Consider the following 20,167-nt stretch of genomic DNA (forward strand, 5'->3'; position numbering starts at 1 on the left):
ACTGGCAACATGCGATGTCAGCATGCGCACGCCGGGTGCCGCGACCAGCGCCTCGTCACCACCGAACCGGTGCCGACGTCGAATTCGACGGTGGTGTCCAGTGTGATCGGCGTCGGCGAAGCGTCCTGAGAGTCGGGCTCCTCACGCATCGCCCGGAGCACCAGATCGACCTGCGTGAGCGCCAGCGCGGCGGTGCCCAGCACGGTGGCTCGGTCGGCGGTGGTGACGGCGTGGCGAAGCTGCGCGGCCAGCGCCGGCCAGGCCGCGTCACGGTCGCTGCGGTGCAGATCCGCGCACGCCAGGCAGGAGGTCAGACCGGGGATCACCAGCGGTCCCACCAGCCCGGTGCCGTCGCGCACCCGAACCGGAAGATGCGGCACCCGGGCGGTGTGCAGATCGCGCAGCACCCGCGGATCGGTGACCAGCGCGTCGGCCAGCACCACCAGGTCCGTCTTGTCGGTGGTCACCACCGAATGCCGTCGGCTGCTGCGCGTCACCCGGGTCCCCGAACAACTCAGCGCCCCGGACAGCAGGTCTGACAGCGGGCCCCGGCCATGTACCCGCACCGACACCGACCGCAGCGACGGACGGGTCCGGGTCACCACACCGGCCGCCAGCAGCGCGTCCAACAGGTCCGGAAGGGCATCCGGGGTCAGGCCGAAAGCTTCGGCGCGCGTGGTCAATTCATCGGCGGTGGCAGGGTTCTGCATGGATCGGAGCAACCGGGCCAGCGTCGCGCCGGTCGATCCGGCGGGAGGATGCACCAGCACGGCGCGGCGCGGGTCCCAGCCGACCTGCACGGTTCCGTCGGGCCGCAGCAGGACCGGCATCGCCGGGTTGAGTGCATAGCGCCGCATGCCATGACTGTGTCACGGCAGGCGCGATCGCCGCGTCAGTTATCCACAGGGCCGTCGGGGCGCTCGTTGCGCTCCAGGTCTTCGAGTAGCTGATCGATGCCACTGGTGTCCCCGCCGATGGCCCGGTCGATGAAGGCGGCCGGCTCGTCGAGATCGGCGGCACCGGGCAGCAGGTCGGGGTGCTGCCACACCGCGTCGCGGGCATCGGCGCCCACCGCCTCGGTGAGCTTCTCCCACAGCGCGGCGGCCTCACGCATCTTGCGGGGTCGCAGTTCCAGCCCGACCAGGGTCGCGAAGGTCTGCTCGGCGGGCCCGCCGGTGCCGCGCCGGCGGCGCAGCGTCTCGCTGAGCGCCTCGGTGCCCGGCAACCGGTCCCCGAGCGCGGCGATGACGACGGTCTGCACCCAGCCCTCGATGAGCGCCAGCAGCGTCTCGAGTCGCTCCAGCGCGGCGGTCTGCTCCGGGGTGGCCTTGGGTTCGAACATGCCCTGGCTGAGCAGCTGCTCCATGGCCGCGGGATCGGCCAGCGACGCCGGGTTGAAGCCCTGCGCCATGTCCTCGATCCCGCTCATGTCGATCTTCATGCCCTTGGCGAACGCCTCTACCGCGCTGAGCAGCTGGCTGGACAGCCACGGCACATGGCTGAACAGCCGGTGGTGGGCCGCCTCGCGGGCGGCCAGGAAGGTCAGCACCTCGCTGCGCGGCTGCTCAAGACCCTCGGTCAGGGCGTCCACGGCCTCGGGCATCAGGGCGGCAACACCCTTGGGGCCCAGCGGCAATCCGATGTCGGTGGAGGTCAGCACCTCCTTGGACAGCTTGCCCAGGGCCTGGCCGAGCTGGCTGCCGAAGGCCATTCCACCCATCTGGGACATCATCGCCAGCAGCGGCCCGGCCATCGCCTGGGCCTCCTGGGGCAGCGCCGAGGCCCAGACCGTGGAGATCTGCTCGGCAACCGGGTCGCACAACCGCTTCCAGGTTTCCAGGGTGTTGTCTAGCCACTCCGTCGGCGTCCAGGCCACCGTGCGGGTGGTGCCCGCGGGCAGCGCGGTGGCGCCGTCGAGCCAGGTTTCGGCCAGCCGCACCGCGTCGGCGATCGCGGAGCTGGTGGATTCGGGTACCGGTGCCACAAAACCGATGGAACTCGTTGCCAGCTGGCGGGCCAGGTCGTAGTTGACCGGTCCGGCCTGCTGGCCGCCGGCGGCCATATTGCCTGTGCCGCTGAACATCTCGCCGAGCCGGGTGAAGATCTGGCCGAGATCGGACATGTCGAAACCCTCACCGCCCAGCCCGAACGGATCCCCGGAGGGATCTTTCTTGCGCTTGTCAGGATCCGGGTCATCTCCGTGGGAGAAGCCGAAGGGCAGGTCAGCCATAGCGTCAACGGTACCCACCGGCGGCGGTGCGGGTGGGGCCGCGGGTCACGCTGTGAGCGAAGGAGCGTCGAGGGAAGCCGTCGAGCGCGGCTGAAGCACAATCGGATAGAATATCCAACGCCGATGCATCGAAGACGCCCCAATCGAACCTTCGGTGGACGCGCGAAATCGACAAGCAGTGAATCCTGCTCAAGCGGCGAATGGGCCTTAACGTGACCAAAGAAGGCCTGACGGCCCCATGACACCGCGCATATACCGGCCAGGACCACGAATTCGAATAGAGTATCCAATACTTGAAAGGAGAGCTGATGCCACCGCGAGCAACGAAGCGCAGCCCCCGTGTTGCGGCCGGCGCGAGCGCGAGTGCACGCTCGGAGTTTGTGCGCCCGAAGACGGCGAACCAGGCCGTCGCCGAGGCGATTCGCCGCGACATCAGCAGCGGTCGATTCCCGCCGGGCAGCTGGATCGTGCAGGAAAGCCTCGTGGAAATGTACGGGGTGTCGCGAATTCCCATCCGGGAGGCGTTGAAGACGCTGGAGGCCGAGGAGTACGTCACCTACGTACCGCACAGCGGCTATCGAGTCACCGAACTGGGTCTCGAAGAGCTCCGGGAGATTTTCCAGCTGCGTGCCACGCTGGAAGAGATGCTGATCCGCGATGCAATGCCCCATGTCACCGACGAGATCGTCGATCAGATGCGGCTACGGATGGCGGAGATGGACGAAGGTGTTGCCAGCGGCGACCTCGTCGCAGTCGGCCTCGCGAACCGGCAGTTTCACTTCCTGACCTTCGAGAAGAGTCGGCTGGCCCGCACGAAACGTATTGTGACCCAGCTGTACAACACGGCTGATGCGTACCGGCCGCTGTACGCGCATCTGATGAATCTGCCGAAGGTCAATACCGAGCACATCCTGCTGACGGACGCGATTGCCGACCGCGACGTGGAGAGGGTGATCGCCCTGAATTACGAGCATCGTTCGCACGCGATCGATAACCTGACCAAGGCGCTGGCCGAGGACCTGAAGGACACGGCCGCCCAGTAAGCGGTTACCGCGGCCCGCCCAGGGTTCGTCCGAGAGCGAGACCCAGCGCCACACCGGCGAGCGCCGTGACAGCGAGCACCAGGCGTTCGTCGGCGTTGGGGGAGTAGCTCGCAGCCCGACGGTGCGGCGAGCTGTCGGCGGCAGGGCGGTGCGGGTCGTCGGGGCCGGCGATGGCGTCGTTGAGGCGATTGGCGAACTGCTTGAGGATTCGGTTGCTGACCTGAGCGATCACCCCGCTGCCGAACTGCGCGATCCGCCCACTGAGCTCCAGATCGGTGGTGACGGTGACCGCCGAACTGCCGCCACGCTCGTGGGCAACCATGGTGACCGTGGCCTCGGCCGAGCCATTGCCCTTGCCGTCGCGGGCGGTTCCCCGGACCACCATCCGATGCGTTCGGTCGTCGCGGTTCACGATCCGTGCCGTCCCGCCCAGCGTGAGGCCGACGGGTCCGACCTTCACTGTGACGTTGGCCCGGTGCTCATCACCCTCGCTGCTCTCCAGTTCGGCGCCCGGAATGCACGCCGCCACCTGCGGAATGTCGGTGAGTACGGCCCACGCGATATCGATCGGTGCATCGACGACGAACTCGTTGACCAGCTGCATCGCGGTGCTCCCTGTGTGACTGCGCTGTTGAAGAACCCGGTGAGGTCCGCTTTACTATTGGATATTCTATCCAAGACGCACCGTAAAGGGAGTTACGCATGTTGAGCAAGGGTGTTGGACTTTTTCCCACCGAGCCGGTCGGTCCGATGTGCGACTACGTCAAACTCTGCGAATCGCTGGGCTATGACAATGTGTGGTTCGGCGATTCGCAGAACATCTGGCGCGAGTCCTCAACCGTGATGGGCGCAGCGGCCGTCGGTACCGAAAAGATCGTCTTCGGCACCGGGGTGACCAATGCCGTGACGCGGCACCCGTCCGTGCTGGCGTCGACCTGGGCGACCTTGGCGGAGTTCACCAACGGCCGAGTGGCGCTGGGCATCGGCACCGGAGACTCTTCGCTTCGGACCATGGGCCTTCGCCCGCAGAAGCTTGCCGAGCTCGAACAGTCGATCACCGACCTGCGTGCCTTGTTCCGTGGGGAATCGGTGGCAGAGTCGAGCAGTGGCGCCGATTTTCACCTCAACTACGTGACCGAACCGATGGACATCCCGATCTACATCGCGGCGTCGGCACCGAAGATCCTGCAGATGTCCGGCCGTATCGCCGATGGCGTCATCGTGCTGGTGGGAACGGCACCGCATTTCATCGAAGCGGCGCTGCAGACCATCGAGGCCGGCGCCAAGGAGAGCGGCCGCACACTCGACGACCTGCACATCGTGTTGTGGACACCCACAGCGATCGCCGAAGACCGCACCGAGGCCCGCGATCTGGTGCGCGCTCATGTATCCCGTGTCGCCATCCGTCCGTTACCGGCCAAGGTGGACCCGGCGCTGGAGAAAGCGATCGACCGCATCCGGGACAGCTACAACTACTACGAGCACATGAACACCGAAGCCGCGCACGCCGACCTCGTCCCCGACGAACTGGTCGATCTGTTCGCCCTGGCGGGGACCCCCGATGAGTGTGCGCAACGGCTCAAGGAGATCGAATCCGTGGGTGTCAACCAAGTGTCGATCGTTCCTTTCGTGCGTCCCGGGCAGAGCAAGGAAGCAACCATCCGCACCTTCGCCGATATCGTGGGCGGCCTCGGGCAATGACGGACCGCCGAGGTGCGCCCGCTACGGCTGCCGCCGGCTTCCCGGCTCCGGGCAGCAGGGTCGCCGGGGCGCCACCGGCACTGAAGCGCGTGCTGACACCGGCCGACGGGGTACTTCACGCTCCGCCCGTTGCTGAAGTGGCGACCGCCGCGGTGCCCGCGGCCGATCTGCGACGACCGTCCTTGTCGTCGTTCACCGCGGCCGCCGCCATGGCGGGCATCGCGGTCGGCCTCGAGCTGGCGCGACTGTCGAGAGGCGCTCGGTGAGGTGTTATTTACGTCAAGTTAACGCGATCGGTTGACGCACCTCACACCCCCTTTTATAGTTGGATCCAATATGCAGTTACCAGATGGAGGTGCTTTGATGTTGCGTCTGACCAAGTGCGTGACTGCGTCACTCACAGTCTTCGCCGTACTGGCCACCGGTGCGTGCGCCGACGAGGGGGCGGCGCCCCAGAGTGGATCCGGCAGCAACACGCTGAGCATCTCGGCCACCGGCGTCGACAGCCTGCCGTTCATGGCCATCCTGCAGGCCGGCATCAACAAGAAGTGGTTCGAGGAAGAGGGCCTGGCCGTCGACCTGTTCTCGGGCGGCGGCGGTGGTAACACGCTGCGAGTCGTCACCAGTGGCGACGCCGACGTCGCCATCGCGGGCAACAGCTCGGTCCTGCTCGCCGCCCAGCAGCCCAATTCCAATCTCAAGGTGATCGCGCCCTGGTTCCAGGTCAACGACTTCTCCTGGATCAGCCCGCCCGGACGAAGCCTGGAGGGCGCGACCCTGGGTTTCAGTTCCGCCGGATCCTCGACCGAACTGATCGTCAAGGGCCTGCAACGTGAACTCCCCGGAGTGCAGGCACAGGCAGTCGGCCCGATGGGCGACAACTGGACGGCGGCGAAGGCCGACCAGATCACCGCAGGCTGGGCCATGCAACCCTTCATCGCCGACAAGCAGGCCACCGACAATGCCGAGGTGCTGGTGAATTCCCGGGAGTTGCTGGGTGACCTGCCCGCCGATCTGGTGGCAGTCAACACCGCATACGCCGAAGCCAACCCGGAAAACTTGCGCAAGTTCTTCAAGGTCGCCGACCGGCTGAACCAGTGGGTGGTGGAAAGCCCGGATGAAGCCGCGACCGAACTGGCGCCGCTGGTCGGTGTCGGTCCAGAAGTGATGAAGGCAGCCTTCCGTGACAATCCCGACCTCGCCAAAGGCTACTCGCTCAAGGTGGACACCGAGGGCCTGAAGAACCTGTCGGACCTGATGGTGGAGGCCGGGCAGATCTCCGAACCCGTCAACTGGGCGGAGACATTGGATCAGCAGTACCTGCCCGACGACGCCCAGTCCACGTTCTGAGCCCGCAGCGACCGCGTGAACCGAACCCGTTGATGTCCGACAGCCTTGAAAGAGAGCGAAATTCGTGAGCAATCAGGGAATTCAAATCGAGAACGTGTCGGTCGTGTTCGACACGGCAGCCGGGCAGGTGACGGCGGTCAAGCAGATCGATCAGCACATTCCGCCCACCAGCTTCGTGTCGATCGTCGGCCCCAGCGGCTGTGGCAAATCGACTCTGCTCGCCGTGATCTCCGGATTGCAGAAGGCCACCAGTGGAACGGTGAGTGTGGCGGGGCGACCGGTGAGCGGGCCGGACCCCAAGATCGGCGTGGTGTTCCAGGAGGACTCAACGTTGCCCTGGCGCACCGTCGAGGAGAACGTGGCGTTCGCGATGGAGATGATCGGGACCGAGAAGGCGGCCAGACGCCGACGGGCTCAGGAGGCGATCGAGCTGGTCGGTCTGCGGGGGTTCGAGAAGTCCTATCCCTCACAACTTTCCGGTGGCATGCGCCAGCGAGTGGCATTGGCGCGCACGCTCGCGGTCCAGCCCGAGGTGGTGCTGATGGACGAGCCGTTCGCAGCACTTGACCAGCAGACGCGCTTGTTCCTCGGTGCCGAGGTCCGCCAGATCTGGGCCCGCACGCATCAGACCATCATGTTCGTCACGCACGACATCTCGGAGGCCATTCTGCTGTCCCAGCAGGTGTGGGTGATGTCCTACCGGCCCGGAACCATCATCGATGTCGTTGACATCGACCTGCCCGACGAGCGTGACGCCAGTGTTGTCTCGACACCCCGGTTCAACGAGTTGCACAACCGGATCTGGAGTTCCCTGCAGGCGGAGTCGATGCGCGGGTTCCAGCAGCAGGACACCAAGGAGAAGGCGTCGAAGTGACCACCTCCTATGTGGCGGCCGACGATCTGCCGTCGGAAACTCTGCACGGGTCGCAGCGGGAGCCGGAGAACAGCACACCCGCGTGGCGTCCGGGCAAGCTCACGGTGAGTGTGTTGTCGACGGTGGGTCTGTTCGCGGCATTCATCCTCTTCTGTGAGATCGGTGCGCGCGCCGGATGGTGGAGCGCGGGCATCCTGCCGGCCCCGTCGGTCATCGTTGCCGAACTGGGCGTCCTCCTCACCGAGCCGCAATTCTGGAGTGACGCGGGCCGCACCGGATTCGAGGTGGCACTGGCCATTGTGTTCGGCGGGCTGCTGGGATTCGCTGCCGGCCTGGTCTTCTGGAAGATTCCGCTGGTCGGCCGGATCTTCGAACCGTATCTGGTGTCGTTCTACGCCGTCCCGTTGGTTTTGTTCTACCCGGTCATGATCGTCCTGGTAGGCATCAACGCCATGTCGGTGATCATCCTGGCGACCATCATGGCGGCCATCCCGATGGCGCTCAACACCGCGGTCGGTCTCAACACCATGCCCCCCGTCTACATGAAGCTGGCTCGATCGTTGAAAGCCTCACCGCGACAGACGCTGTTCGCCATCGCCATCCCAGCGGCCGGACCTTTCATCGTCGCCGGTCTGCGACTCGCCGTGGTGTACGCCCTGATCGGGACCATCGCCATGGAATTCACCACGGCCCAGGCAGGATTGGGATACCGCATCCGCTACCTCTACGAAATCTTCGACAACGAACTGATGTTCGCCCACATCGTGATGGTTCTCGTGCTCTCCGGCATTCTCACCATCCTGCTGGCCGTGGTAGAGCGGGCACTGCTGCGCGGAAGGAATCTGTGATGACCACCATCGCCGGCCGGCACGCGGCCACCGAGCCGCCGGCGCGGCCCGACAGGTTCCAGGCCCGTGCGATCGTGACCAGCCAGGCTTTCGGGGCCGTGATGCTGGGATTCGTGATACTTGCCGTCTGGCAGGTGATGTCGGGTGTCACCTTCGTCATCCCTTCGCCTGCGCACACGGTGGCCGTGCTGTTCTCCAATCTCGCCGATCCTGCCTACCTTTTCGATCTGCGGGTCACGGCCCAGTCGGTGCTGATGGCATTCGTGATCGGCACCGCGGTGGGCGGCGGCATCGGCCTGCTCCTCGGACTGTCGCCACTTCTGCGAACGGTCCTCGAACCGTCGATCATCATCCTCAACGGTATCCCCAAGATCGTGCTCTACCCGGTGCTGCTGCCCATCTTCAGCCTGTCGGGGTCCAAGGTGGTCATGGGCGTGTTGTTCGCCCTGTTCCCGGTTCTGATCAATGTCTCGACCGGCGTCCAGGAGATCCCGCGGGTGTACTGGAAGCTCGCGAAGTCGGTACGGGCGAACTCCTGGCAGACGCTGGTGCACATCATCTTTCCTGCCATTCGCCGTCCGCTGCTGACCGGCATCCGGCTCGCGGTGAGCCTGTCGGTCGTGGGCGTCGTGCTCTCGGAGTTCTTCGCCACTCGTCGCGGGCTCGGTCGAGTGGTGCTGCAGTCTTACAGCCACGGTGAATACCCGGCGATGGTCGCCACCATCATGCTGCTCATCACGATCTCCTTCGGTATCTCGATCGCGCTGTGGCAGTGGGAAAAGCGACTCCATTGAGTTCGGAAACGGGCGGCGGACGCTACATCGGGACGTCGGTCCGTCGGCGTGAGGACGACCGCATGCTCAGCGGGCGGGGCCGATTTCTGGCCGACCATGCCGCCGGTGCCCACCACATCGTGTTCGTCCGGTCGAGTCAGGCACACGCACGGATCACCCGAATCGACACATCGCGGGCGGCGGAGATGCCCGGGGTGCTGGGGGTGTTCCTCGCCCACGATCTCGGTCTGGCGGACACACCGATCACCGGATTGACCACTCCCGATCCGGGTTTCACTGCGGCGACGTCGTGTGTGATCGCTGAGCAGCGCCTACCGATTCTCGCCACCGACCGGGTGCACTATGTCGGTCACCCGATCGCGGTGGTGGTGGCCGATGACCGTTACCGGGCCGAGGACGCTGCCGAGAACGTCGACATCGAATACGAACCGCTTCCCGTCCTCACCGATGCGACGGCCGCACTCGAACCAGGGGCGCCGGTGCTCTTCGATCACCTGCCCGACAACGAGGCCGCCCGGATGCACTACGCGTTCGGTGATCCCGACGGTGCGTTCAGCCGTGCCCACCGCATCGTCGAGGGCAGCTACCAGATGAGCCGGCACGGCGCGGTGCCGTTGGAATGTCGGGGCGTGGCAGCCAGTTTCGATGCCAGATTGCAGCGCGTGGACATGCTCACCTCCACCCAGGTTCCGCACATGGTGCGTAACGCGATCTGCGCAGCCACCGGCTGGACCCGGGAGGACATCAAGGTCTCGGTACCCGACGTGGGCGGTGGCTTCGGGACGAAGGCCAACGTCTACGGCGAGGAGATCATCGTCCCGGTGGTGTCCCGATACACCGGCTACCACGTTATCTGGGTGGAGGACCGGCAGGAGCATCTGGTCGCCAGTGCCCAAGGCCGCGATCAGCTGCACAAGACCAGACTGGCGGTGGACCGCGACGGCCGAATACTCGCGTGGCAAGACGATTTCGTCGTCGATATCGGTGCCGGCAGCCTGTGGGTCGCCGGAATCGTCGCCAACACCGCCATCCACCTGCTCGGGTCCTACCGGGTTCCGGCGGCGCGCATCAGTGGCCGGGCAGCATTGACCAACAAAACGCTTGTCGCCCAGTACCGGGGAGCGGGTCGGCCCGAGGCGACGTTTGCCCTGGAACGCAGCATGGACGCGGCGGCGAGGGAACTCGGGCTCTCGACGGTGGAGATACGCCGCCGAAATCTGCTGACCGCCGACGACCTACCCTATCCGCGGCCGATCCCTTATCGCGACGGCGTACCGATCCTCTACGACGGCAAGGACTACACGGCTTGCCTGGAGTCCGTGCTGACCTCCCTTCCCCAGTCGGAGGCCGACGAACTGGCGGACACCTATCCGGATCACCGGATCGGTTACGGCTTGGCGTGTTACATGGAAGCCACCGGCCGCGGTCCGCACGAGACCGCCCGCGTGAGGGTGTTGCCGAACGGCCAGTTCGAAGCTACCGCCGGCGCGGCCTCGGCCGGGCAGGGGCACGAAACCACATTTGCGCAGATTGCTGCGGACGCCCTGGAGGTGCCGCTGGAGCGGGTGCGGTATCTGGCTTCCGACACCGAACGCCTGCCCGACGGTGTGGGCACCTTCGCGAGTCGGTCGGCGATCCTGGCCGGATCGGCGATCCATCAGGGCGCCCGCGAACTCATCGACCTGGCTCGGGGGCGGGCGGCCGGTCTGCTCGGCTCGGCCGACGTGGTGTACCGCGACGGACGTTTCGAGGCCGACGGCAAGGCCGTCGGCTGGGGCGAGCTGGCCGCTGCGGTCCGGGACGGCGCGCCACTCGATATCAGCACGGTGTTCCGGGTGAACACCGTCACCTGGACGATGGGGGTGCACGCGGTGATCCTCGGGGTCCATCGGCATACCGGGATCGTGACGGTGCTCCGGTATGCGGTATCGCACGAAGGTGGGCGGGAGATCAATCCGCAAATCGTCGAGGGACAGGTGATAGGCGGTGTTGCGCAGGGCATCGGCGGCGCGTTGTTCGAGAAGTGGGCGTATTCGCCCGGCGGCGAACCGCAGTCGACCACCTTCGCTGCATACCACCTACCCCTGAGTACCGATGTTCCTCGGGTGCGGGTGACGCATCTGCATGTCGACACGCCGTGCAACCCGATCGGCGTGCGTGGAGCAGGTGAAAGCGGCGCAATCGCGGTATACGCCGCTGTCGCGGGTGCGATCGATGACGCGGTGGGTGGAAACATCCACATCGACCGCACGCCGATCAACACCGGTGACATCTGCCGAGCCCTGGACGCGGTGGCGTCATGAAGCCGGCCGACTTTGATTACGTCCGGCCGCATACGGTTTCGGACGCCCTTGACCTGCTCGCCGAGAACCCAGATGCGAAGATCCTCGCCGGCGGCCAGTCGCTGCTGACGCTGATGAACCTGCGGTTGGCCCGTCCGACGATGCTGATCGACATCGGCGCACTGGAAGAACTGCGCAGGGTCTTCGATGACACCGACGATCTGGTGCTGGGGTCCCTGATCACCCATCGCACCGTCGAGACGGATCCTCTCATCGGTGCCCGCGCGCCGTTACTGGCCGATGCCGCGCGCTATATCGGTCATATCGGCATCCGGAACCGGGGAACCATCGGTGGCTCGGTGGCACATGCAGACCCCGCTGCCGAGATGCCACTGGCCACTCTCGTTCTCGACGCCACATTCCACATCGAGTCGGCCATGTCCGGCCGCCGCGAGTTGTCCGCCGAGGACATGTTCGTGTCGTTCTACACCAATGCCCTGGAGCACCACGAGATCATCACCTGGATCTCGATTCCGAGTGCCCGACCCAATGAGGGCTGGGGATTCGTCGAATATTCCCATCAGCATGGCGATTACGGCATGGCCGGTGCGGGGTGTGCGCTCACGTTGAGCCCGGATGGCCGGGTCTCGGCACTGCGCGCCGGCGTTCTCGCCGCGGCCGACCGGCCGCTGCTTTTCGTGGGGGACGAGGCCGTGGGAGCCGTGCCCTCGGAGAAGCTGTGGGCCGACCTCGCCCACGAATGGGCGGCGCGCACCGAACCTGCGGCTGATGATTCCGACTATGCGCGCCGGCTGTGCGCAACGGCGCTACGCGAAGCGCTGACCATGGCAGCGCATCGAACCATCGACCAATCAGAGGAGGAGGGCAGCTATGGCGGCTGATTCTCGGGACTCGAATGCGGTTCCGGTGTCGATCTCGGTCAACGGTCGCAATTTCCGGCGGACTGTCCCGGCCCGACTGACACTTGCCGACTTCCTGCGGGACCACCTCGGACTGACCGGAACTCATCTCGGCTGCGAGCACGGGGTGTGCGGCGCCTGCACGGTGCTCGTCGATGGCCACAGTGCCCGATCGTGCCTGATGCTGGCGGTCCAGGCCGACGGAGCTCGGCTTGACACGGTCGAAGGGCTCGGCCGATACGAGCAGTGTGACCGGCTACGCGAGGCGTTCTCCCGGAACGGGGGATTGCAGTGCGGTTTCTGCACGCCGGGCTTCCTGGTCACCGCGCTGGAATTGCTCCGCGATCCGGACACCGAGAAGCCGCTCTGCGAGCAGTCGGTACGGGAAGCTCTGTCCGGCAACATATGTCGATGCACTGGCTACCAGGGGATTGTGCAGGCCGTCCTCGACGCGGCGGAACCTCCGGATCCAGGTCCTGAGGTCGAGCCCGACTAGTGCGCCGCTCACCGGTGTGCCCGTGTGTGGCCGAGCTGGTGCGCCCGGTCGGGCAGGCGCAGTGGGCGATGGCGACATGTCTGGCAGTGACGCTCGGCGCGATTCTCACGATCACCGCGGCCGTCGGCCACGCGGAGCTGGGCTCGGCGGTGGGACTGGGTTTCGTGCTGACCGCGGTTCCTTCGCTGCCGCAGGAGTTGGCCGCGGGACTGAGATTGATCGCTTTACGCACGGCCACGGTGATCGTCGGTGCGGGGTTCGTGGTGGTGACCGTCGAGGTTCCCGGTGCGCACGCGGTGGCCGTCGTGGTGGCGGCAGTGTGTGGTTCGCTGATCGAAAAGATAGGCGCGACAGCGGGTTTGGTGGTCATCTTGACCGCCATCGATGTCGGGGCATCGGGCGCCACGCACGTCCCGTGGTGGAATGTGTGGCCTTACGCCACAGGTTCGCTGACGGTGTTGATGGCCTGGCTGGCATGGTGGTGCGTTGCGCGTGTCAGAGGCTCGGGACCAGAGCCCGCCGTGTCTCCCTCAGTCGGCACGACGGTCGTACCGTACCGGCATGCCGCGCGGGTGGCGGTAGCCGTCACGGCGGCCGTCCTGGTTGCCCAGGCGCTACCCGATGATCTGGTGGGCGGGCACTGGCTGATCACCAGTGTGCTGCTGACCATTCAGCCGCAGCGGGACCAGACGCGCACCCGGATCGCGCAGCGGCTCGGCGGAAACGCGGTCGGAGCGTTGATCGCGGCCGCCGTGCTCGGGGTGCAACCACCTGCGCCGGTGGTCATTTCCGTGGCCGTCGCGTTGTTCCTCCTGGCCATGGCGCTGCGGCCGGTCAACTACACCTGGTGGGCGGTCACGGGGCCGCCGGTCCTGCTGATCGTCAGCGAGTATCCCGCGCTGTTCCCCTGGTATGAGGGCGGTGTGCGGTTGGCGATGAACCTCGCCGGTGCGGTGGTTGTCGTCCTGGTCGTGTTCGGCCCGACTCTGCTGATGCGCCGGGACCGTGCACGTGCATCCAATAATCGGATAGTGTATCCAAAATGGAGAGAAGGAGCCGCGGGTGACGACCCTGTTGATCGATGACATCGGCCTGCTGGTGCACGGTGACAGCTCGAAGTCTCCGATCCGAGACACGACTGTCGTGGTCGAGGACGGTGTCATCACCGGTATCGGAAGCCGCCATCCCGCACCCGATGCCGTGCTCTCCGCGGGCGGGATGACGGTGATGCCCGGCCTTGTCGACGGCCACGTCCACCCCACCTTCGGTGAGTGGACACCGGCGCAGAACTCCATCGGGTGGATCCACAACTATCTGCACGGCGGCACCACATCGATGGTGTCGGCGGGCGAACTGCACATTCCCGGACTGGACTTCGGCGCACTGACACCGGAACTCGTGCTGAGCATCGCGATCGTGTCCAAACACACGACCGGCCGGATGCGGCCCTCCGGGGTGAAGGTGAATGCCGGTACCGTGCTGCTCGTTCCCGGCATGACCGAGGCGCACTTCGACCGGGCGGCCGCAGAGGGCATCGATCAGCTCAAGTTCATCTTCTACGACTGGAACCGGTTGGGCGACGGCGAAGCTCAGCAGTATGTCGAGTGGGCGCATCAACGGGGCATGACGGTCAAACTGCACTCGGGCGGCGTCTCCCGTTCGGGCAGCAGCCGAGTCGCCGGACGCGATGTCGTCGCCGCGGTTCAGCCCGATATTGTCGGGCACATCTCCGGCGGCCCGATCCCACCTCCGGACGCGGACATCATCGCGATCATCGAGGACGTGCCCTCGGCAAGCCTGGAAGTGTGCAGTTCGAACAATTACCGGGCTACCAAGCTGGTCATCGATGAACTGACGGCCCGCGGTCAACTCGGACGCCTGACCATGGGTACCGATACCCCCGGTGGAACCGGGGTGATCCCACGCGGCATGATGCGCGCATTGTGCTTCCTGGCCTCGGTGTGCGGAGTCGACCCGGTGACCGCCGTGGCAGCAGCCACCGGACAAACCGCACGGGCGCACGGGTTGAACACCGGTGTGATCGCCGAGGGCATGCCCGCTGACCTGTTGGTCCTCGGGCCGATCACCGGATCCATGGCCCGCGACGGGCTGGAATGTCTGGCACTGGGCGATCTTCCGGGTATCGCGACCGTCCTTGTCGACGGTGTCCCGCTGGTGCCCACCCGCAGTGAGCAGACCCCGCCGCCGAGCCGGTCGGTCACCTGGCGTGGATCGCCGGAGACCATGGTGCCCGCCGCGCCGGTTCCGGCCGGCGCCCCGCGCCCGGGTTGCTGCTGACCCACCGCTGAACAGAAAGGGCGACTCATGACCAGAGCGCATCCCGTCATCTGGGCGGTAGGCAGTCTGGAATCCGCGTTGCCCCACGGGGGCACGAGCCAAATGCCTACGCTGGTTGCCTGTCACGCCTGCTCCGGCGGGTCCGCGTTCCGCTGAATCGCGAAGTGAGGGTTGCCCGGTGGTCGAACCTATAGATACCTACTTTCTCGACACGATCGCCGGCGCCACCGCGGGCCCGGGGGAGCGCGAACAGGGGCCGCTCGGTGACCAGCTCCGGCTGGATCTGTTCGACGCGCAGTTGGGCAGTCGCCACCTCGATCTGGTGGCGCGGTGGCTTCGATCGAAGGGCAAGGGCTTCTACACGATCGGGTCGTCCGGGCACGAAGGTAACGCGGCGGTGGCAGCGGCGCTGCGCCCCACCGACCCGGCACTGCTGCACTACCGCTCCGGTGGTTTCTTCGTCGCCCGGGCCCAACAGGTGATCGGTAGTGACCCGTTGCGGGATGTTCTGCTCGGATTGGTCGCTGCGACCGAGGAACCCATCGCCGGTGGGCGGCACAAGGTTTTCGGCCGCCGCGATCTCAATATCATCCCGCAGACGTCCACCATCGCCTCGCACCTACCGCGCGCAGTCGGGGTTGCTTTCTCCATCGCACGCACCAGGAAACTGGGCGTCGCGTGTCCGTGGCCGGCGGACGCGCTGGCGGTCTGTAGTTTCGGGGACGCCTCGGTGAACCACTCGACCGCGGTCGGCGCCATCAACACCGCGGTGCACACCGGCTATCAGGGGGTACCACTGCCGCTGCTGTTCGTCTGCGAGGACAACGGCATCGGTATCAGCGTGAAATCCCCGCCTGGCTGGATCGCGGCGAACTACGCCCACCGCACCGGACTGGAGTACTTCAGCGCCGACGGCTCCGATCTCGCCGAGACCTACGCCGTCACCGCGGCGGCGGCACAGTGGGTGCGCGCCGAACGCCGCCCGGCGTTCCTGCATCTGCGCACGGTGCGGTTGATGGCTCACGCCGGGTCGGACTTCGAGCCGGCGTATCGCTCGCCGCAGGAAATCGCAGCGGACTACGACCGCGATCCGGTGTTGTGTACGGCTCTGGACCTGGTCGAGCGCGGGCTGCTGACATCCGATGAGGTGTTGGAGCGATATCAGGCAAAGCGGGCACGGGTACTGGAGATCGCCGCCGAGGTGGTCGAGCTCGAGCAGCTCGGTAGCGCCGAGACGGTGATGCGCCCACTGCATGAAGGCCTCGACAATGCCATCACCGTGTCGGGCTACCCGCCTGCGAGGGACGAAACCGGCGCGCGCACCGACGAAACCCCGCTGACGCTGGCACTGTCGATCAACCGGGCCTTGGCCGAGGCGCTGGCGCGCCATCCCGAAGCGGTGCTGTTCGGTGAGGATGTCGCGGGCAAGGGCGGCGTGTACGGAGTGACTCGCGGATTGCAGGCCGGCGCCGGCCGGGCCCGGGTCTTCGACACGCTGCTCGACGAGCAGGCCATTCTGGGACTGGCGCTGGGCGCCGGGGTGTCGGGACTTCTCCCGCTACCCGAGATCCAGTACCTCGCTTACGTCCACAATGCCTCCGATCAGATTCGTGGTGAAGCCGCCAGCCTGCAGTTCTTCTCCGATCGGCAGTACCGCAACCCGATGGTGATCCGCATCGCCGGCTACGGCTACCAGAAGGGCTTCGGCGGGCACTTCCACAACGACAATTCGATTGCCGCGCTGCGCGACATCCCCGGAGTCGTCATCGCTTCACCGGCGCGACCCGACGACGCCGCGGCCATGCTGCGAAGCTGCGTCGAAGCGGCGTCGTCCACCGGGGCGGTCTGCATCTTTCTGGAACCGATTGCGCTCTATCACACCCGCGATCTGCACGAAGACGGAGACGAAGGTTGGCTCGCGCGGTATCCCGGTGCCGGCAGTCGCCTCGACGGGCGGATCGGGCACGCACGCGTGCACGGTGACGGCACCGACCTGACCCTCTTGACCTACGGCAACGGCTTGCGGATGAGTCTGCGGGTTGCGCGGCGGCTGGAGCGACGTGGTATCGGTTGCCGCACCGTGGATCTGCGTTGGCTTTCCCCGCTTCCGGTCGATGACATGTTGCGTGAGGCGACGGCCACCGGCCGGGTGCTGATCGTCGACGAAACCCGCCGGTCCGGGGGCGTCGGGGAGAGCGTCCTCGCCGAACTCCTGAGCGGTGGATTCGCTGGGCGCATCGCCCGCGTGTCGAGTCAGGACAGCTTCATCCCGCTCGGCGACGCCGCACGTCACGTGCTTCTCGACGAGGACACCATCGAAGCCGCCGCGATCGACATCGTCGGAAACTGCTGAGCGGCAACCGAAAGCGCGCCGATCTCAGTCCGCCCTGCGTTGCGGCGCGATCTGCCCGGCGCGCGTGGCCGTCCGGTCGAGCCGGGCGGCCAGAAGCTGTGCGAGGTGCACCCCGTGGCGATCGGTCAGGTCGGACAGCTGGGTTCGACACGAGTAGCCGTCGGCGAGGATGGTGGTGTCGGCGGCCGCCTGCGCGACCGCAGGCAGCAGCTGCTGTTCGGCGACGGCCACGGACACCTCGTAGTGCCCCTTCTCGACACCGAAGTTGCCGGCCAGGCCGCAACACCCGCCCAGTCGTTGCACCTCGGCCCCGGCCCGGCGTAGTAACTCGGCATCCGCCTTCCAGTCCATCACCGCGTGGTGGTGGCAATGTGGTTGAGCCACCACAGATTGTCCGTCCAGACGAGGTGGTTGCCAGCCGCTCTGGACGAGCACCTCGGCCAGCGTGCGAGTGTTGTCCGCAACGGGTGCGGCGGTGCGCGGGTCGAGCAGTTCCGCCGCGTCCGAGCGGAGCACCGCCGTGCACGAGGGCTCCATGCCGATGATCGGCGTTCCGGCGGTGGCATATTCGGTCAGTGTGCGGACGGTGCGACCCAGGATTTTCTTGGCTGCGGTGAGTTGACCGGTGGAGATCCAGGTGAGCCCGCAGCACAGCGACTCGGCGGGCAGCTCCGGCCGGAACCCGGCATCCTCCAGCACGCGAACCGTTGCTCGCCCGATGTCGGGCGTGAAGTAGTTGGTGAAGGTGTCCACGAACAGCACGACAGCGTTGCCGGACTGCCTGCGCTCGGCGGCTGTCCCCTCGAACCAGTCCCGAAAGGTCTGCTGTGCCAGCGGGGGGATGCTGCGGCGACGGTCCACGCCGGCCATCGAGAGTGCCAACCGGCCTGCGCCCGGCAGCCGGGTAGTGGCGTTGGCCAGCCTCGGTGCACGGCTGGCGATGCGAGCCCATCGGGGTAGCCAGCCCAGCGAGTAGTGGGAGGCCGGGCGGATCCGGTTCCGGTAGCTCTGGTGCAGAACCTCGGACTTGAGAGACGCCATGTCGACCCCGGTCGGGCAGTCCGACAGACAGCCCTTGCATGAGAGGCACAGATCCAGCGCATCGTGCACCTCCGCTGCGCGCCATCCCCCGGTGATCTCGGAGCCGTTGATCATCTCCTGAAGGACCCGGGCGCGACCGCGCGTGGAGTCCTTCTCCTCCCGGGTGGCCTGGTAGGACGGGCACATGACGCCACCCGCCGAGGTGTTGTCCGCCCGGCACTTTCCGACACCTGTGCACCGGTGCACTGCCTGGTTGAAGTCACCCGCGTCGTGGCGGTAGGCCAGCGCCAGATTCCGGCCGACGGCCGACGGGACGGGTGCCCTCAGGTCGGCGTCCACGGCCCGGGGGTCGACGACCACGCCTGGATTGAGGATGTTGTCGGGATCGAAGACGTGCTTCACCGCGGAGAACAGGCGCAGTGCAGCAGGGGAGTACATCAGTGGCAGCAACTCGCTGCGCGCGCGGCCGTCGCCGTGTTCGCCGGATAGCGAACCGCCATAACGGGATACCAGGGTGGCGGCCTCGACAAGAAATCGGCGGAAAATCTGGGTGCCGCCGGGATCGTCCAGTGGGAGATCGATACGGATGTGCAGGCAGCCGTCACCGAAGTGGCCGTACGGCAGCCCGGTCAGCCCGAAATCGTGCATGAGAGACTCGAACTCGCGCAGGTAGGCCCCGAGGGATCCGGGCGGCACCGCGGCGTCCTCCCAGCCGGCGTGCGCAGGCAGACCTGCCGGGCTGCGGCCGGCCAGCCCGGCTCCGTCGGCGCGGATCCGCCATAATGCCGCCGCGTTGGCGACGTCCGTGACGATGAGGAAATCGGTCGCACCGCAACCGATACCGACTTCGCGGGCACGGTCCACGACATCGTCGAACTGGTCACCGGCCACTTCGACGAACAGCCACGCGGCACCGTCGGGGAGATCAGGAACCGCGCCGGGTCCGCGCCGCATGCGTACGACGTCGACGATGCGGGAATCCAGGCCCTCGCACGCGGTGGGGGAGAACGCCAGCACGGCAGGTGCTGCGTCACCGGCAGTGGCGATATCGGGATAGCCGAGTACCACCATCACTCGGTACGCAGGCTCTTCGACCAGACGCACGGTCGCGCTGGTGGTCACCGCCAGGGTCCCCTCGCTGCCCACCAGCATCCGGGCGACGTCGAACTTGTGTTCCGGCAGCAAATGTTCCAGCGCATAACCGGACACCTGGCGTCCGAAGGTGCCGAACTCGGTACGGATGGTGCCGAGCCCGGCGCGGGTGACCGCTTGTAGTTGCGAGAGCGTGGGCGAGGAAACCGCTCGGGCACCCGATTCCAGGCTCAGCGTCTCGCCGGTTCCGGTGAGAACTTCCAGGTTGAGCACATTGTCGGAGGTGCGGCCGTAACCCAGCGTCCGGGAACCGCAGGCATTGTTGCCGATCATCCCGCCGATGGTGCATCGGGTGAACGTCGACGGGTCGGGTCCGAAGCGCAGACCGTGCGTCGCCGCGGCGTGCTGCAGCGCGACCTGGATGGTTCCGGGTTCGACAGTTGCGGTGCGCGCGTCCGGATCGATCGACAGCACCTTGGTCATGTGCCGACTGAAATCCAGCACGAGGCCGGTCCCGATCGCATTGCCGGCGACCGAGGTGCCGCCGCCGCGGCTGACTACCGGAACGCCGTCCGCACGGCAGATCGACAGTGCGGTGGCGACCTCGTCGGCATGCCGGGGTCGGGCGATCACCATCGGCCGCACCCGGTACAGCGATGCATCCGAGGAGTAGGCGGCACGAGACGTGTCGTCGGCCAGTACGTCGGCTAATCCGGCACGGCGTAACCGGTCGGCCAGGAAGGTGGCTGAGGTCACGGCGAGGTCCGCGTGGGCCGAACTGCTCCGCCGATGCCCGGTGGTCGAGCCTCGAGTTCCATGCCGATCTCCTGTGGGCTGTTTGTGAC

17 protein-coding genes are annotated in these 20,167 nt (G+C 66.5%); 13 read left to right on the forward strand and 4 right to left on the reverse strand.

Translation table 11 applies throughout. The annotated features are described in order from the left end of the window. Positions 1-17: 17 nt before the first annotated feature. Both ASE48_RS09095 and ASE48_RS09100 read right to left on the reverse strand, forming a co-directional pair. Positions 18-857, reverse strand: coding sequence for a hypothetical protein (locus ASE48_RS09095; protein ID WP_057166747.1), 840 nt, complete (start codon positions 855-857; stop codon positions 18-20). Positions 858-892: 35 nt separating this feature from the next. Beyond that, complete coding sequence (locus tag ASE48_RS09100) at positions 893-2,248, reverse strand: zinc-dependent metalloprotease (protein ID WP_200962114.1); 1,356 nt, start codon at positions 2,246-2,248, stop codon at positions 893-895. A 290-nt stretch (positions 2,249-2,538) separates the two neighbouring features. Between ASE48_RS09100 and ASE48_RS09105 the strand changes: the two genes are divergently transcribed. Then, on the forward strand, positions 2,539-3,273 hold the full coding sequence (locus ASE48_RS09105; protein ID WP_057166749.1) for a GntR family transcriptional regulator: 735 nt from the start codon (positions 2,539-2,541) through the stop codon (positions 3,271-3,273). 4 nt (positions 3,274-3,277) lie between these two features. Here the strand turns inward: ASE48_RS09105 and ASE48_RS09110 are convergent, their stop codons facing one another. Then, the gene (locus tag ASE48_RS09110; protein ID WP_057166750.1) at positions 3,278-3,877 is read right to left on the reverse strand and encodes an SRPBCC family protein; all 600 of its coding nucleotides are present in this window, start codon (positions 3,875-3,877) and stop codon (positions 3,278-3,280) included. Positions 3,878-3,975: 98 nt separating this feature from the next. Between ASE48_RS09110 and ASE48_RS09115 the strand changes: the two genes are divergently transcribed. The 12 genes from ASE48_RS09115 (at position 3,976) to ASE48_RS09165 (ending at position 17,189) form a co-directional block, all read left to right on the forward strand. Beyond that, entirely contained in the window at positions 3,976-4,974 is a 999-nt protein-coding gene (locus tag ASE48_RS09115) for an LLM class flavin-dependent oxidoreductase (protein WP_057166751.1), read from the forward strand. Beyond that, the gene (locus tag ASE48_RS32635; protein WP_156409121.1) at positions 4,971-5,240 is read left to right on the forward strand and encodes a hypothetical protein; all 270 of its coding nucleotides are present in this window, start codon (positions 4,971-4,973) and stop codon (positions 5,238-5,240) included. The genes ASE48_RS09115 and ASE48_RS32635 overlap by 4 nt, the downstream gene beginning before the upstream one ends. A 97-nt stretch (positions 5,241-5,337) precedes the next feature. After that, positions 5,338-6,324 carry an ABC transporter substrate-binding protein gene (locus ASE48_RS09120; protein ID WP_057166752.1) on the forward strand — a complete coding sequence of 329 codons (987 nt, stop codon included), beginning with the start codon at positions 5,338-5,340 and terminating at the stop codon, positions 6,322-6,324. Between the two features lie 103 nt (positions 6,325-6,427). Further along, positions 6,428-7,198 (forward strand): ABC transporter ATP-binding protein, encoded by a 771-nt coding sequence (locus ASE48_RS09125; protein WP_235570968.1) that lies wholly within the window; start codon positions 6,428-6,430, stop codon positions 7,196-7,198. Further along, positions 7,195-8,046: an ABC transporter permease gene (locus tag ASE48_RS09130; protein ID WP_057166754.1), complete on the forward strand. Its 852-nt coding sequence runs from the start codon at positions 7,195-7,197 to the stop codon at positions 8,044-8,046. Before ASE48_RS09125 ends, ASE48_RS09130 begins: the two co-directional genes overlap by 4 nt. Beyond that, positions 8,046-8,840: an ABC transporter permease gene (locus ASE48_RS09135; protein ID WP_057166755.1), complete on the forward strand. Its 795-nt coding sequence runs from the start codon at positions 8,046-8,048 to the stop codon at positions 8,838-8,840. Before ASE48_RS09130 ends, ASE48_RS09135 begins: the two co-directional genes overlap by 1 nt. 62 nt (positions 8,841-8,902) lie before the next feature. After that, positions 8,903-11,143 (forward strand): xanthine dehydrogenase family protein molybdopterin-binding subunit, encoded by a 2,241-nt coding sequence (locus ASE48_RS09140; RefSeq protein ID WP_082614080.1) that lies wholly within the window; start codon positions 8,903-8,905, stop codon positions 11,141-11,143. Then, the gene (locus tag ASE48_RS09145; RefSeq protein WP_057166757.1) at positions 11,140-12,024 is read left to right on the forward strand and encodes an FAD binding domain-containing protein; all 885 of its coding nucleotides are present in this window, start codon (positions 11,140-11,142) and stop codon (positions 12,022-12,024) included. Before ASE48_RS09140 ends, ASE48_RS09145 begins: the two co-directional genes overlap by 4 nt. After that, complete coding sequence (locus ASE48_RS09150; RefSeq protein ID WP_057166758.1) at positions 12,014-12,538, forward strand: (2Fe-2S)-binding protein; 525 nt, start codon at positions 12,014-12,016, stop codon at positions 12,536-12,538. The genes ASE48_RS09145 and ASE48_RS09150 overlap by 11 nt, the downstream gene beginning before the upstream one ends. Before the next feature lie 26 nt (positions 12,539-12,564). Continuing rightward, positions 12,565-13,623: an FUSC family protein gene (locus tag ASE48_RS09155; protein WP_057166759.1), complete on the forward strand. Its 1,059-nt coding sequence runs from the start codon at positions 12,565-12,567 to the stop codon at positions 13,621-13,623. Then, entirely contained in the window at positions 13,601-14,836 is a 1,236-nt protein-coding gene (locus tag ASE48_RS09160; protein ID WP_057166760.1) for an amidohydrolase family protein, read from the forward strand. Before ASE48_RS09155 ends, ASE48_RS09160 begins: the two co-directional genes overlap by 23 nt. Positions 14,837-15,014: 178 nt before the next feature. Next, positions 15,015-17,189, forward strand: coding sequence for a thiamine pyrophosphate-dependent enzyme (locus ASE48_RS09165; RefSeq protein WP_057166761.1), 2,175 nt, complete (start codon positions 15,015-15,017; stop codon positions 17,187-17,189). Positions 17,190-17,213: 24 nt separating this feature from the next. Here ASE48_RS09165 and ASE48_RS09170 read toward each other — a convergent pair whose 3' ends face one another. Further along, positions 17,214-20,078 carry an FAD-binding and (Fe-S)-binding domain-containing protein gene (locus ASE48_RS09170; RefSeq protein WP_057166762.1) on the reverse strand — a complete coding sequence of 955 codons (2,865 nt, stop codon included), beginning with the start codon at positions 20,076-20,078 and terminating at the stop codon, positions 17,214-17,216. Between the last annotated feature and the right edge of the window lie 89 nt (positions 20,079-20,167).

The organism is Mycobacterium sp. Root265 (genome assembly GCF_001428895.1).
Lineage (GTDB): Bacteria > Actinomycetota > Actinomycetes > Mycobacteriales > Mycobacteriaceae > Mycobacterium.

Excerpts from the sequence above, each read along its gene's own strand:
- ASE48_RS09095 (WP_057166747.1), bottom strand. The coding sequence starts at position 857 with ATGCGGCGCTATGCACTCAACCCGGCGATGCCGGTCCTGCTGCGGCCC.
- ASE48_RS09105 (WP_057166749.1), top strand. The coding sequence starts at position 2,539 with ATGCCACCGCGAGCAACGAAGCGCAGCCCCCGTGTTGCGGCCGGCGCG.
- ASE48_RS09110 (WP_057166750.1), bottom strand. The coding sequence starts at position 3,877 with ATGCAGCTGGTCAACGAGTTCGTCGTCGATGCACCGATCGATATCGCG.
- ASE48_RS09115 (WP_057166751.1), top strand. The coding sequence starts at position 3,976 with ATGTTGAGCAAGGGTGTTGGACTTTTTCCCACCGAGCCGGTCGGTCCG.
- ASE48_RS32635 (WP_156409121.1), top strand. The coding sequence starts at position 4,971 with ATGACGGACCGCCGAGGTGCGCCCGCTACGGCTGCCGCCGGCTTCCCG.
- ASE48_RS09120 (WP_057166752.1), top strand. The coding sequence starts at position 5,338 with ATGTTGCGTCTGACCAAGTGCGTGACTGCGTCACTCACAGTCTTCGCC.
- ASE48_RS09135 (WP_057166755.1), top strand. The coding sequence starts at position 8,046 with ATGACCACCATCGCCGGCCGGCACGCGGCCACCGAGCCGCCGGCGCGG.
- ASE48_RS09140 (WP_082614080.1), top strand. The coding sequence starts at position 8,903 with ATGCTCAGCGGGCGGGGCCGATTTCTGGCCGACCATGCCGCCGGTGCC.
- ASE48_RS09145 (WP_057166757.1), top strand. The coding sequence starts at position 11,140 with ATGAAGCCGGCCGACTTTGATTACGTCCGGCCGCATACGGTTTCGGAC.
- ASE48_RS09150 (WP_057166758.1), top strand. The coding sequence starts at position 12,014 with ATGGCGGCTGATTCTCGGGACTCGAATGCGGTTCCGGTGTCGATCTCG.